We start from the raw sequence: 14965 nt of genomic DNA on the forward strand, positions 1-14965 counted from the left end.
TAACTGACTGGCATTAGCCCAATGGGCGCTTTTTTTTAACTAGTCGATGAAGTTTTGTTGTTGAACATTCTTTCGTCAGCAACTCTGATGAGGTCATCGAAAGTTTTGGCTTCAGTAGGGTAAATAGCAAAACCTATACTGGCATCCACAAACATTTCACCTTTCGAGGTTATTACCGCCCGGATGATCTCATTATGTGTGCGTTGAATAATGCTCGCTATGTCATACTTTTCGTCTATGTCTGAAACAATAATGACAAACTCGTCGCCGCCCACCCTAGCTGCCATGTCAGATAACCTGCATATGGATGATAAACGTTTAGCTATCTCTACCAATACCTCATCACCAACGTTGTGCCCGTACGTGTCGTTGATAGGTTTAAATTTATTTAAATCTAAATAGAGGCATAGGCAACGTTTGTTTGACCTTTCAACGCGCGCAAATTCTTTTTTCACAAAGGTTGCTAGTGCATAGCGATTAGACAAACCGGTAAGTGAGTCGTGGGTAGCTAACTCGGTAATGCGACGCTCCGCTTCTATTTGCTCGGTGATATCCATATTTATTCCGAACATTTTATTGTTTTCTAATCGTCCATCAGCGCGAATATAACGGAATTTGTTCTTTCCTACTTGGACTCTGAATTGGGTATGGAAGTCTGACTTGGTACTAATGGTGTGGTCTATATGCGCTTTAAGTGACTCAAAATCGTCAACGTGGACAGTGCTCGCCCATACACTGTAGTGCTCGTCAAATTCCTCTTTGGGGATACTGTAAATGCGGTGCATCCAGTCATCCCATATGAGTTCATTAGTCGTTAAGTCCCACTCCCAAACACCAATATGTGCCGCATCAGCGGCCATTGACATTCGCTTGTGAAGTGCCTGAAGCTCTTGTTCAGTTTTCCTTAATTCCGTAATATCCTCAGAAAGTGACAATAAGTATTGTGCTCTATTGTTACCGTCTTGAATGATTACTTTTTTAATTTGGAAATAATGTGCCTTTCCGTTAATCACAAACCTTTCTTCTTCACAGCTCTGAGTTTGTTCACTTTCAATAAGCTTCGTATCTGATGCCACTATACGTTTTGCTTCGTCTAGTTCAAATACATCGAAATCGGTTAAGCCTACAAGGTCAGATTTTGTCATTTTAAGATGTTGTGCAACCATGTTGTTTACGTGGGTAAAGGCGAGGGTATTGGCATCCTTTACAATCAGCATATCTGGTAAGGTATCAAAAACAGTTTGTGTGAACACCTCTTGATTTTTTACATCTGAAAGGTCTTTAACAGTACAAACAAAAGCCTCGTGATTACCAGGCAATTTATTTACTAGAAATGAAAGAGGGAAAGTAGAACCATTTTTTCTGACTCCATCAATGCGATGCGGAATATTTCCCAAATCTCTTCCTTCAACACTTTTAATTACTTCGTTAAGTAATACATGATTGCCCGAATTATTTTGACTGACGAGATCGCTTACACGGCGAAACTTCAATTCATGCTCTTGATATCCAAACATAGTTAACGCCGCTGGATTAACGAATTCCAGACGACCGTCAGAGTCAAAAGTGAAGACGCCTTCTTGAACTGTGTTTAGTACGGCAGTAAACCTATCCGCTGACAGCGTTCTTGCTCTCAGTTCAATTAACAAAATCAAAATAAGTGCGAAAAACACAACCATGAAGGCGACAAGATAGCCAAGGCTTTTTGCATCTTGGTTGTCGATAAAAACGGTAGAAGGGAGGGGGTACACGTGCATAGACAACATACCCGTATAGTGCATACCTGCTATGGCACTGCCCATAATAATGGCGGGAATGAGCTGCTGTACGACATTAACTTCTCTATTTGCGATGGTAGCGTGTACTTTAAGAGATACCCCTGCCAAAACCACGGCCACAACGATGGACGCAGAAAAAAGCCAGAGATCGTAAGCCATAACGGCATCCATCTGCATTGCCATCATCCCAATATAATGCATACTGCCGATCCCGCCCCCCATATATAAGCTTCTCAGCCATAGCTTTTTATTTTTTCTTTGATGATGTGAAATAACTATGAAGCTCGCAAATATTGCGGGGAGTACTGATAAGAGTGTAATGCTGGGGTCATACGATATAGCAATAGGAAGTTCATAGGCCAACATGCCAACGAAGTGCATCGACCAGATTCCGAAGCCAAGAAAACAAGCCGATGCAACTGTCCAAATAAACCGCTCGTTTTTAAAGTCTGCACGAAATATACGTGAAGCAAAAATAAAGCTGAGTAATGCTGCTGTAATAGCTATTAATATAGAAAGTGCGACAAAAAACATGTCGTAGTTTGCAGCAACCTCTGTGCCTAAATAAGCGCCACCATTAATGGAAAAATGTGTATGGCTAATACTCAATGCAAGTTCTCTTCAAAGGTGTGTATTACCTTTAGTCTAGTAGAACTTGTACGATAATACTTTTGAATATATCAAGAGCTTAAATAAAAAGTTACCTAGACTGTTTTAACTGAGTGTTTTACCGCATTTTGCAGCGTAGCCAGTTCTCTCTCGGTAAGATTTCGCCACTGACCGGCCTTTAAATTACTGAGTTCCAAATGCATAATACGCGTCCGCTTGAGCTTGGTGACCTCGTAACCCAAAAACTCACACATTCTGCGTATTTGACGATTAAGCCCTTGGGTGAGAATGATAGTAAACTTGTTTTTGCCGGTAGGTTTAACGATGCAAGGTTTTGTTACCGTTCCTAAAATAGGAACGCCCCGCGCCATTCGTTTTACAAAGCGCTCGCTTATTGGCTGGTTTACCGTTACTTCATACTCTTTGTCGTGCGCGTTTTCAGCACGAAGGATCTTGTTGACGATATCGCCATCACTGGTAAGAATAATTAGCCCTTCAGAAGGCTTATCTAATCGGCCTACGGGGAATATGCGTTCTTTGTGACCTATAGCGTCAATAATATTGCCTTTAACATGACGTTCGGTGGTGCAAGTAATACCTATTGGCTTATTATAAACAATATATACGCGGTCTGATTTGTCTGACGCTACCGCACCTACAACCTTACCATCTACTTTTACTGTATCACTAGGGCCTATCTTAGTACCTAGTTCCGGCGGCTGATTATTAACGGTAACGCGATTTTGCTCAATGAGTTTATCGGCTTCACGGCGAGAGCACAGGCCAGTATCGCTGATATATTTATTTAAACGTTTGGGCGCTTGTTCACTCATTGCGCATTAAGTCCTATTGATTTTAAAAAGAGGGCAATTCTACCACGACAACAAGAAAGGGGCGATTCGCCCCTTTCTTTATTACACGCTGTACATCGCTTGCTGTACTAAGTTAGTTACTCTTGGAACACGTACGTTAAGCGTTATTAATTAACTGAGGGAGAAGGGGCAGACCCGCTGCCACCCGTTGAGCCGCTTCTTGAGACAACTTTGGTGGCTATATCTCGGATTTCATTTTCCAAACTGGTGATGCGTCCAGACAAGGTCGTATTGCGTTGTTCTAACACCGATAGCTTATCGGTTAGGTTACGAACGCTTTGCTGTGTGCTTTGTTTGTCGTTTACCGCTTGTTCTAACTGAACGTTAACAGCCAGTAACTCATCAGCTAAAGACGCTAATTGATTTTTAACTGAACCAATAGCCGCAGTTTGCGTCTTTACATCGTCAGAAACGGCATTGATGTTTTTATTAAGTGCTGTTTGAACATTTCCTACACGGTCGCCAAGGTCAGCGATTTCTTGTTGGTTTCGACGCCATGCTGAAGCCCATAGCTTATCCATTTGCTCCCAAAGTTCGTTTGTCTTGTTAGTCAACTCGGTCACTTTAACCTGCAAAGCAACAGTAGACTCGCCAATTTCTTCGCCTGTGGCAGAAAGTTTGTTCTCTAATTGCATGATTCGCTTTTCGGCCTGTTCAGCCACGGCTTTTTGTTGCTCAAGCAGGGTGTACAAGTAGTAGCAACCACCGCATGCCGCTAAAGCAATTAGGGCAACTAATACAACCCAGATACCGTTGCTACTTCCACTATTTGATGGCTGACGGTTAGCCGACGAGGAAGGTGAGGGCGTAGTCGTCTTTGTGGGAGTAGCCTGTCTTTTCGTCTGATAGTCTCGACGGTCTTCTTCATCCAATCTTATGGTTGGAAACTCATCGCTTTTAGAATTATTTGCCATAGTAAATTTATAATCTCTTTATGTAGCGCTCTCTTCATGGTGTCGACATCTTCTATATTGTTCAAGAGAGCACATTTTTCTTTGCGCACGATTTCATGTTATCGCTAAATTAAGGGAAATTCTACGGCTTATGTTGAATGTCAATAAACATAAGCCAAAGAATTTGAAATTCGAGTGATTTAGCCGCTTAATTAGCAAAAAACATCGTGTTAATTTTTATCGCCAATCCACTCCACACGGTATAAATCGCGACGTCGGTCAAGGTAGTTTCTCACTGAACCTTCATTTTGCAATTTAGTCAGTTTGTCTAGGTCTAAATCAACAATCAGCGTCATTTCAGTATTGGGTGTAGTCTCTGACACGATAGCATCGTGAGGGAATGCAAAATCACTAGGGGAAAATACGGCAGTCTGTCCATATTGAATATCCACGTTATCAACTTTTGGCAGGTTTCCTACACTTCCTGCAATTGCTACGTAACATTCGTTTTCAATAGCTCTTGCTTGTGCACAGCGACGGACACGCAGGTAGCCATTTTTTGTATCCGTCCAAAAGGGGACAAACAAGATTTGCATCTCTTGGTCGGAAAGAATGCGCGCTAACTCTGGGAACTCTACGTCATAACAGATTAACACGCCGATTTTTCCAAAGTCGGTATCAAATGTCTTGAGGCTGTTTCCACCCTTCATGATCCAGTCCTCTTTTTCATGAGGTGTTGGATGAAGTTTGTACTGGCTCTCTATGGTCCCGTCCCTTTTGCAAATATAGCTAACGTTATACAGCTGTTCATCTTCTACTACAGGCATCGAACCCGCGATAATTGTTATATTGTATGACACCGCTAAATGCGATACGGCAGTTAAAATTTCATCAGTGTAAGTAGCCAAATGCCAAATAGCGTCTATGGACGAATCAGACGGACTTAGGCCCATAAGCGGAGCATTAAAAAATTCAGGGAACAAGGCCACATCGCACGAATAGTCAGACAGTGCGTCGACGAAGTACTCAACCTGCTGTAACAGCTCCTCGACATTGTTAAAATACCGCATTTGCCACTGAATACATCCTATGCGCGCACTTGATTTTCTGCTAGCGATCAATGACGGCGTGCCAGGCTCGTAGTAAATGTTGTGCCATTGAAGCAGCGTGGCATACCCCTTAGATGCTTCATCTTCAGGGAGGTAGGCGGTCATTACTTGCTTAACTTCAAAACCGTTTGATAGTTGAAACGTCAAAATGGGGTCGTAAATATCCTTGAGTTTAACTTGCTCAATGTATTCATAAGGCGACAGTTCATCTGCATAGTTTCTATAATTGGGTATACGGCCTCCAGCCATAATTGATTTTAGATTTAAGTTTCTACATAGTTCTTTGCGCGCTTCATAAAGACGCCGGCCTAAGCGAAGGCCGCGGTATTCTGGGCAAACAATAACCTCTACGCCATAAAGCACATCACCATTCGGATCGTGCGTTGTCAGATAGGCATCACCGGTTATTTCATCGTAACTATGTTTATCACCGAACTGGTCGTAATCAACAATAACTGAAATGGCAAAAGCAACGACTTTCCCTTTATCTTCAATACATATTTGCCCTTCAGGAAACGTGGTAACTTGCGCTTTGTAGTTAGAATAAGGCCATGCGCCTCCAACATTAGCGTATACCTTATCCATTAATGCTTTTACGTCGTTGTAGTCGTCTAACCTCAAGTTTCTTAAGTCTAGATGATGCTCTGTTTCTTCTATCTGTGTTTGATCTTGACTCATGGGTTACTCTTTTTGCTAAAAATTCTGATACGTATTTTGTATATTTCTACTTAAACGCCTCGCAAGTGGTTTTTCAACTGTTAAATGCAGCCGCGTGTTTCAAAGAATGAGACAAAGGTGACGAGGACATGTGAAAAGCGCTTTTACTCGGCATTCTTAAAATATACACCTCGGTTTACTTATTGATTTAGTTTACCTTTTACGGGATTTGCTGTTGCACCAATGAATATGATGCAAGCAAGAAGCGTGCGACTTTTCATCGTCAAGACTAACGACAAAAAAAATTTCTTCTATCGATAAAAAAATAACGCAGAAATAAGGTGGTGATGCAATTGTCATAGGGCTCAACCCCGAGTATAAGTTCGCAAACTTTTTAACGAATACAAGCACCCTAAATGCTCGGTCAGTCAACCGCTCTAAGGTAAAGATACTCTGATGAATAGAGAACAACTTGCGTCCTATCAGCCTCTACATGTTTTCGATGAAGTCATATTTGAAAATGTCGTCGATGACTTAGTCACTAAAGGCTTTTCTATTCAAGAGAATGGTTTACCTGATTTTATTACTCAGGCACTTTTGTCTTGCCAGAAAGCAATTTCCGAAGCTGAATACAAAAGAGCAGGTATTGGTCGCGCAGAAAATTATCAACAAGCTGAAAAAGTGCGCGGGGACGAAATTTGCTGGATCACAGGGTCTTCTCAAGAGGGGGCCTTGTGGCTTTCGTGGTGTGAAGCCATGCAGCTATACATAAATCGTTCGCTTTTTATGGGGCTTTTTTCTTTTGAAAGTCATTTTGCCTGTTATGAACCCGGTAAATTTTACAAACGCCATGTAGATGCGTTTAAGGGGCAGGGCAATCGTGTACTATCACTCGTTGCTTACTTAAATGATAAATGGCAAGAAGACGACGGTGGAGAATTGGTGCTTTATGCTGATGAAAGCGACGAAACAGGCACAAAAATTTTACCAACTAAGGGCACATTCGTGGTGTTTCTTAGTGAAGCCTTCCCCCATGAAGTATTGCCTGCGGTAAGAACGCGTCATTCTGTTGCAGGGTGGTTCAGGGTAAATGGTAGTGTTAACGATAACATCGACCCACCACGCTAGTATCTAAAAAACAATACTTATGTATAATACGATTTTGCTATATATCTGTTGTGATGAAGCATGGCCTGAAATTAAAGTGTGGCATAAGCGCGGGCAAGTTACTCGCTGACTGTGCAGTTAGAAGCCATGTTTCACAGATGCATAGTGTTATCCATGATAAGCTGCGCTTACGCTATTGTGTTGCTTAGGGAAAAGATGTAAGAAGTGATTGGCTAATGCTGGAAAAAATACCCGCCCCCACCCCAAGAGAAGAGCTACACGTGCTGGTTATTGATAACCAAGGGCTAGTGCATGATGTTGTTGCATCAGCATTACATGAAGTTGGGATTAAAAACGTAAGTAGTGCATTTAATGCATTTCATGCTAAAAGGCTTTGTTCGGCAAAACAATATGATTTTGTTTTACTAGCGTTTAACGTAAGTCACGATAAAGATGGTTTTCACCTTTTTGAAGAATTAAAACACCTCAATCACATCAATGACACCACGACGGTAATTTTTCTCAGTGCAGAGACCTCCCCAGAACTTGTTAACTGTATTGTAGAGCTGCAGCCCGATGACTTTTGGGTTAAGCCACTACAACGCAACAAGATTGAATCTCGTCTGGAATACCTTATTCAAGTTAGGCTAAAGCTTCATAAAATGTTGCATTGTATGCATGCTGGTGACTATTCCACCGCAATGTATTATGCGCAGCGACAGTTGAAAGACCCCTCGCTTTCTGAATACCACACCCGAATAAAGCGGCTTATTGGCGATTGTTTGCTGCAGCTTCGCGATTATGAAACGGCAGAGGACTACTTTAGAACACTGTTACAAAGTATGGACCACGCATGGGTTCACATTGGTCTTACCCGTTCGCTATTGCGTCAAGATGAACTCGAAGAAGCACAGTTACTGGTTGACGATCTGCTTCAGCGACCCGACACGCGATTCCTAACTTTTGATTTGCTCGCACAATATTTTATTGAAAAAGAGCAGTTTGATATTGCTTACGAGCAAATGAAAGAAGCAAGTCGACTTGCTCCCCGAAACATTGAACGCAACAAGCGTTTATGGGATCTCGCCAGACTTAATCACGACAAAGCCGGTCAGCTTTCTGCCGTGCAAAATATGGCTAAGTTTGCCAAAAATTCAATTCACGATTCGCCCCAACTGACACTTAATGTTATTCGCTCAACTATTGATCTGGCTACAAGCTTAGGTAATGCAGAAGGTGACAAATACTTAAAGCGCGCAGAGTATGAACTGGAAGAACTTAGGCAGCAAAAAGGTATGCAAAATCAGCTCGCCGAGCAGATTGATGTGGTTAAATCGCGAGTGTTATGCCTAAAAGACCAGAAGCGTGAAGCTGAAAAATTAATGGAGGGGCGTACTGCATCTACCGACGGGCTATCGATGGAAGACAGTTTAGACAAAATGAAAGCGTTTCACGAACTGGGCATGCGCGAGCACTGTGTCAGCATTTTGGATAAATTGAGAAAACAGATTGAGGGCGATACGTTTACTTCACAAGTAGTAAATGAGTACCTTAACCAAGAATCGATAGAGCGTACCGAAATTCAGTTTACCACGAAAGAACTAAAACAAATGGCGGCAGTGAACTACAAAGAAAACCGCCTCATCCCTGCGTATAACAACTTGCAGCAAGCGTTAACGCTGTCTCCCAAAGACAAGCAAGTTGCGTTAAGCTTGCTTAAAGTCATTACTCAAATGCATCTTGATGGTGGGCTAAGTGAAGAGCAAATGAAGTCAGCGCAGCGAGCGGCCAAGCTGCTCTGTACAGAAGAGCTATCGGCGACTCAGGCAGATAAACGCGACCAGTATATCGCTCGCATTGGCATTGAAGTCGACGACACTAATGCTGCTGATTCAGTTGGTATGGTTGTGGCAAAAGTCTAACTTTTTGCATTTCACTGTGTGCTGACTTTTTCAACAGAGCACCGCCTGACATTTATTTTTAATCGTCCTACAGTCATAGTTCAATAATAGTTGTGAGACAAAAAACTAAAAAAGCTGCTCTGATACCAGAGCAGCTTTAACGTTTAAAAGAAGTTAACCTTTTCTTTTTCTATTTATTAGCAGCAGTAGTGCGACGACGAAAGCCAATCGCTGCAGCTAGCAGAGCAAGAATTCCTCCCATTGCTCCACCTGAGCTATCATTGCTTTCTTCTTCCTCTTCAACTACATCAGCTTGTAGGTCGAAGGTCGCGATAAATGGGTCGTGGTCTGAGCTTCTAAATGGGCCAACGTCAGTAAAGGCGTAACCGTCTTCATCCGCGTAGTAGCGAAGCGCTTGATCGTACTGCAGCTGATAAGCTTCAACTGAGTTTATGTTCCAGTGTGTGCCGTCAATGGCATCTGCAAGCATGGCTTCACTTGCTAATACATGGTCTAAACTACCTACTTGTTCAGTACCGTAGAACCAATATGAGAAGCCTTCCACATCAAATTCTTCTGCCAAATTGCGATAGCCAAAGCTTGACTCGACCTCTACTGAAACGCCTTCATCCATACCTGTATTAACCGCAGTCGTAATAGTGTACCCACGAGACTCAGGTGTGTAATCGGTGAGTACAGCTACTGGATCTTCAGCGCTATACGCGTTTAAGTCGCCTAAGATAACCTTGCGCTCTGGTAAGCTCTCATCACTTAATGCGTTGCCAAGCGTTATAGCTGCTGATACACGAAGTGCGTTACAGCTGCCTTGAACCGTCGTGATTTCAGACGGCACCTCTACTGCGTCTTCGGAGCATTGACCGCCTTTTGATTTAAAATGGTTCACGGCCACAAGGAAGGATTTGCTGCTTTCAGTGTGAACGAACGATTGAAGAAGGCTTGGGCGCATGCGTGCCAGGCTATCTTCATCAATTTGTTGCTCTGGCATAGCAACTATCATAGCGTCGTTTTCTGGCGTTACGACTGAAGCTTTGTATAACAAGCCAACAGTAATCGCATCTGTACCAATTTCACTGCCATCAGTGGTTGCGATGAATGAGTATTGCTCGGTTTCACCAAGTTCAGCGTTGATAGCATCAACTAAAGATTGGATAGCACTATCTTCACCAAAACCATCGTTTTCTATTTCCATCAAACCGACAACGTCTGCGTTTAGGTTAACGATAGCTTCAACGATACGACCTTGTTGCAATTCAAACGCCACTGCATCATCTGCGCCGCGGTTTCCGTCATAATCGAAAGTCACGTCGCCATTTGCATCTACCTCACCATTAAAGTAGTTAAGCACGTTGAACGTAGCAATAGACAGGTTGCCTTCTGTAACCACTGGGTTTCCTTCGCGAGAAGAAGTTACTTCGATAACGTCGTTTGGATTAATTCTGTAAGTGCCAAAACTGTAGTTTAGTGGTCCAGCAGCTGAAACCGAATCACCAATGCGAATAGCATTAGCGTAGCTGAAAGTAGGGTAGTAATTAAGTGCATCTGGGTACTGCGAGCTGCTGTTATCTTCGATGGTAAGAAGACTTGTTTCGCTCGCTTGTTCTGCTGCTGTGTAAGCTTCTGACAGAGGCGCTGCTACGTCGCTTGGTTGGCGTTTAATTGTGTCACTAACAACGATTTCACCAAAACGCCACAGGTTGTTTGTACTCGTCACTGTTGCATCAGTCACGCTAACAATCATGCCTTCAACGGTTTCAAGGTCAAGTTCGTACGGCATAGAAAGTTCTACCGCCGCTACGGCGTCCGCTGTACCACAATCAAGTGCAGCCACATCACTATCCATAGCAAGTGTGGTCATACCGTAGTTTTCTTCTACTTCACCGTAAAGACGAACCAGGTTACCTGTTTCAACGTCGACGAAACCTTCTACAAATAAGCCTTCAGACGTAGCGTCGTCAGCGTCATAATCAGACGCTTCTTCTTGGACAAAGAAGCCGCCAGCGCGTGTGCCAGTTACAATAGCTTCAATTATAACGCTGTTGCCAACTTCAGCAGAGCTGCTTTCACTGCCCTGAATAGCGCTAATTAGTGTTGCCTCTGCGCCGCAAATACCTAGCTCAACAGCAGGCTCTTCTGGAACTTCTACAACGTCATCGCTACCTTCAGTGGTAAATGTACCAGCAGGAAAAGGCGTTGCAGCGTCAGTGTTAGTGGTCGAGCCATCCAACGCGTCAACACCACTGTAAGACCAGTTAGCTACTTCGAAACTGCCACCGTTTGCGGTTTGGCCTGACGTACGGTACGCCCACCCATCAAGGTATTCCCATGCAGTGCCGTTACCGTCGGTATTGATGTCACCAAATGTATCAATAACGCTGCCATCTTTAAAAAGCTCAACTGCGTCGTCACCATTAATACCCATTGCCGATGTGTCGTAGTCTGGCGCTGAACCGAAAAACGTAGTAAAACCTTCAACCTCTGAGGCGACGTAGATGTAGCTGCCAGCGCTTGCAGAAACACCAGCTGGAAAAGTAAACTCCTCGCCATCTGTGCCGCCACCATTGTTCGCACTGCCTATGCCATAGGCAGATAAATCAGCAATATCATTGACAACGAATAGTTCAACGGCTTTTGGAACACCACCGCTTAACGGTCCATCGATAACACCGCTAATGACTAAATCGTTAGCTTGGATGGCGGTTGAAGAAAGTGCAGAAATGATTCCTGCAGATAGTAAAGTTAATGATGTTTTCACGTCATTTTCCCTTTGTAGTTTTCATTATTTTTAATTCACATAATTACTGTTTCTGCTTTTGTCGGAATAGAAAAGACAGGGTGATATGTGAACCGCAATTTTCTTATTGCTTTGTCTACACTAAGGGCATTTTTAATGGATAGGAATGACTTAACCTTATTCAAGCTGTTTTTTAAATATTTGTTAAATATCAGTTGTTTATCATCTGCAGGTAAGTTTATTCAAAGCTTTAACTCTTAACCAAAAGCGAATGAAGGTGTTAAGTAATACTATTGACACGTCTATGACAACAGTTCGCCTAGTAAAAAATACGCTTTTTTGTTGGTCTCATTATCTCAGCAAACGAGCCAACAGCGCATGCTCACCAATTTTTTTCTATATAAAGATTTGTTATTTTCACAAGCAGGTTTCTACATATCGTTTAACAAATGCGTATACGCATTAATAACCTGTTGGTTGCTTACAATGGGGTTAGTGATGGCGCGTACCCATCGCTCAGCATTATTTCATCCGAGATGCGCTGTAGCAGGGATTCGCCATAGTTTTCTCATTTAGCAGGTTTAAGTCAGTGAAACCGTATTTCAAAAAGCAATTAATCTATTTTGACTCAATTTTCATCGTTCAATTCAATAACCTGATTAAGCGATTCATTTTTACCAATTAGTTTTTTGTAATTGTGCGCGCTATTCTTATCACCAGTTTCAAGAGACATGAATTTCGCGACAAGTGATTATATTCACAAAACTGCAAAACCATGTCGACACAATAAACGTAAAGTTTGTATTCGCATATATTTAACGTGCGAAAATAATTTAAACCAAATGGAGAATTAAACATGGCATTGATTAATACTGCTATCAAACCTTTCAAAGCAACTGCATTTAAAGACGGCGAGTTTGTAGACGTAAGCAGCGAAGACATCAAAGGTAAATGGGCAGTTTTCGTATTTTACCCAGCTGACTTCACATTTGTTTGTCCAACTGAGCTTGGCGATATCGCTGACAAATACGAAGAACTTCAGTCACGTGGCGTAGAAGTATTTTCAGTATCTACTGACACTCACTTCACTCACAAAGCATGGCACGATTCTTCTGACACGATCAACAAGATCAAATTTGCAATGATTGGCGACCCGACAGGCGAAATCACTCGTAACTTCGATTGTATGCGTGAAACTATGGGTCTTGCTGACCGTGCAACATTCGTTGTTGACCCAGAAGGTATTATCCAAGCGATGGAAATCACGTCAGAAGGTATCGGCCGTGACGCAGATGACCTAGTACGTAAAGTTAAAGCCGCTCAGTACGTTGCAAACAACCCAGGTGAAGTTTGCCCAGCGAAGTGGAAAGAAGGCGAAGCAACACTAGCACCTTCACTTGACCTAGTAGGCAAAATCTAAGCAGCACGCTTAGCGCTTAATATTCGAAAGCTCAGCGCTTAGTGCATTGCACAGTATTAAGCAAATAATTTGTAGGGAGTGGGTCTCCACTCCCTGATATTAATTTCCCATTTCCGCTTATATTGTTGACCCTTCAAAAGGTTGGCGGGGATCGGCGTGTCGAAAATAAGGCAGAATAACCGTGTTAACTAAAGAAATTTTACAAGCATTGAAATCATACGCAGAGTCAATGCAGAAAAACGTAACCTTTGTCGTACAGACCGGTGAGCATAGCAAGCGCGAAGAGCTTGTGACGTTTCTGTCCGACATTGCTTCAGTAAGCGAAAAATTAAACGTAGAAGAGCGTGACACTAATGGTGAGTTGCGCAGCGCAATCAGCTTTTTATTGGAAGCTGACGGCGAAGATACGGGAATTCGTTTCTCTGGTATCCCTGGCGGTCACGAGTTTAACTCGCTTGTACTTGCCATGCTGCACGCAGCGGGCACTGAACTAAAGCTAGACGATAGCGTTAAGTCGATGGTGAAAGCGGTGAATGAACCACTTAATTTTGAAGTCTTCATTAGCTTGAGCTGTCATAACTGCCCAGAAGTCGTACAGGCACTTAATCAATTTGCTTTGATTAACCCTAATATCAAGACCGAAATGATCGACGGTGGGCTATATCAAAATCTAATTCAAGAGCGCGACATTCAAGGTGTGCCTAGCGTATACCTGAATGGCGAGCTGTTCGCGAATGGTAAAGTTGATGCTTCTGTGCTTATCAACAAGTTAATTGAACGCGACCCTAGCCTTAAAGAAGCGAATAAAGGCGATGCACTACCGCTTCAAGACGTAACTGTTATCGGTGGTGGTCCAGCAGGTGTAGCTTCGGCGATTTACAGTGCGCGGAAGGGGCTTAAAGTAGCGATTGTTGCTGAAACCTTTGGCGGCCAAGTTAAAGATACCATGGGTATCGAGAACCTTATCTCAGTACCTAAAACAACGGGCCCTGAGCTTGTTGGAAACTTGATGGAGCACGTACGCGATTACGATATTACGCTTAAAGAGCACGTGCGCGTTGATAGCATTGAGAAAGGCAATATTAAAACCATTACGCTGTCTTCTGGCGAACAGATCCGCACTCGCACCGTTATTGTGGCGACAGGTGCGCGCTGGAGAGAGCTTGGCGTGCCAGGCGAAAAAGAGAATATCGGAAATGGTGTAGCGTATTGCCCACACTGCGACGGCCCTTTCTTTAAAGGTAAAGACGTAGCGGTAATCGGCGGTGGTAACTCAGGTATTGAAGCGGCACTTGACCTTGCAGGCATCGTAAAATCAGTGACGGTATTTGAATTTATGCCAGAACTCAAAGCGGATAAGGTACTTATTGATCAAGCCGAAAAGCGCGATAACATTACCATTATCAAGAATGCGGCAACCCGCCAAATTACTGCTGAAAATGGCAAAGTAAACGCAATTGAATACCAAGACCGCTCAACTAACGAAGTGCATACTCGCGAACTTGCAGGTGTATTTGTTCAAATTGGACTGGTACCTAATAGTCAGTTTATGAAAGGCACGGTAGATATGACGCAGTATGGTGAAATTATTGTTGATACTAAGTGCCATACTTCTGAGCCGGGTATTTTTGCAGCCGGTGACGTAACAACAGTCCCGTACAAGCAAATTGTTATTTCAATGGGTGAGGGCGCGAAAGCATCGCTTGCTGCATTTGAATATTTATTAAGTCACGAAGTAGTTGAATCAGACGAAGAAAGTGAAGCCGCTTAATAAATAGCCTGTCTATAATTGTAAGAGTAAAGCCGGACTAACTATGTTAGTCCGGCTTTTTTGTTGCCCTAAATAAAAGCACTAGCGAGGCCTGTG

The 14965-nt window shown here is 42.9% G+C and carries 9 protein-coding genes; 4 read left to right on the forward strand and 5 right to left on the reverse strand.

Going from position 1 to position 14965, the window contains the following annotated elements; genetic code table 11:
- Nucleotides 1-35 precede the first annotated feature (35 nt).
- From RJ41_RS13945 to RJ41_RS13960, 4 genes are all read right to left on the reverse strand, one after another.
- A complete protein-coding gene (locus tag RJ41_RS13945) occupies nt 36-2387 on the reverse strand; it encodes a sensor domain-containing diguanylate cyclase (RefSeq protein ID WP_240485799.1) in 2352 nt (783 codons plus the stop codon).
- Between the two features lie 95 nt (nt 2388-2482).
- Entirely contained in the window at nt 2483-3220 is a 738-nt protein-coding gene (gene rluF / locus RJ41_RS13950; RefSeq protein ID WP_039222010.1) for a 23S rRNA pseudouridine(2604) synthase RluF, read from the reverse strand.
- Between the two features lie 146 nt (nt 3221-3366).
- On the reverse strand, nt 3367-4173 hold the full coding sequence (locus tag RJ41_RS13955) for an AAA family ATPase (protein ID WP_039222012.1): 807 nt from the start codon (nt 4171-4173) through the stop codon (nt 3367-3369).
- A 209-nt stretch (nt 4174-4382) separates the two neighbouring features.
- Complete coding sequence (locus RJ41_RS13960) at nt 4383-5939, reverse strand: bifunctional GNAT family N-acetyltransferase/carbon-nitrogen hydrolase family protein (RefSeq protein ID WP_039222014.1); 1557 nt, start codon at nt 5937-5939, stop codon at nt 4383-4385.
- A 435-nt stretch (nt 5940-6374) separates the two neighbouring features.
- Between RJ41_RS13960 and RJ41_RS13965 the strand changes: the two genes are divergently transcribed.
- Entirely contained in the window at nt 6375-7046 is a 672-nt protein-coding gene (locus tag RJ41_RS13965) for a 2OG-Fe(II) oxygenase (RefSeq protein WP_039222016.1), read from the forward strand.
- Nucleotides 7047-7261: 215 nt separating this feature from the next.
- Complete coding sequence (locus RJ41_RS13970) at nt 7262-8947, forward strand: response regulator (RefSeq protein ID WP_039222018.1); 1686 nt, start codon at nt 7262-7264, stop codon at nt 8945-8947.
- A 169-nt stretch (nt 8948-9116) separates the two neighbouring features.
- Here the strand turns inward: RJ41_RS13970 and RJ41_RS13975 are convergent, their stop codons facing one another.
- On the reverse strand, nt 9117-11699 hold the full coding sequence (locus RJ41_RS13975; protein ID WP_039222019.1) for an ExeM/NucH family extracellular endonuclease: 2583 nt from the start codon (nt 11697-11699) through the stop codon (nt 9117-9119).
- Between the two features lie 841 nt (nt 11700-12540).
- Here RJ41_RS13975 and ahpC point away from each other — a divergent pair.
- Together ahpC and ahpF are read left to right on the forward strand one after the other, a co-directional pair.
- On the forward strand, nt 12541-13098 hold the full coding sequence (gene ahpC, locus RJ41_RS13980; protein WP_425291745.1) for an alkyl hydroperoxide reductase subunit C: 558 nt from the start codon (nt 12541-12543) through the stop codon (nt 13096-13098).
- 181 nt (nt 13099-13279) lie between these two features.
- Nucleotides 13280-14869, forward strand: a complete 1590-nt coding sequence (gene ahpF / locus RJ41_RS13985) for an alkyl hydroperoxide reductase subunit F (protein WP_039222023.1) — start codon at nt 13280-13282, stop codon at nt 14867-14869.
- The last annotated feature ends 96 nt before the right edge of the window (nt 14870-14965 follow it).

Origin of the sequence: Alteromonas marina (assembly GCF_000808575.1) — a bacterium.
GTDB classification, from domain to species: domain Bacteria; phylum Pseudomonadota; class Gammaproteobacteria; order Enterobacterales; family Alteromonadaceae; genus Alteromonas; species Alteromonas marina_A.

Coding starts and splice junctions, on each gene's coding strand:
- rluF (WP_039222010.1), bottom strand. CDS start 3,220: ATGAGTGAACAAGCGCCCAAACGTTTAAATAAATATATCAGCGATACT.
- RJ41_RS13970 (WP_039222018.1), top strand. CDS start 7,262: ATGCTGGAAAAAATACCCGCCCCCACCCCAAGAGAAGAGCTACACGTG.
- RJ41_RS13965 (WP_039222016.1), top strand. CDS start 6,375: ATGAATAGAGAACAACTTGCGTCCTATCAGCCTCTACATGTTTTCGAT.
- RJ41_RS13955 (WP_039222012.1), bottom strand. CDS start 4,173: ATGGCAAATAATTCTAAAAGCGATGAGTTTCCAACCATAAGATTGGAT.
- RJ41_RS13960 (WP_039222014.1), bottom strand. CDS start 5,939: ATGAGTCAAGATCAAACACAGATAGAAGAAACAGAGCATCATCTAGAC.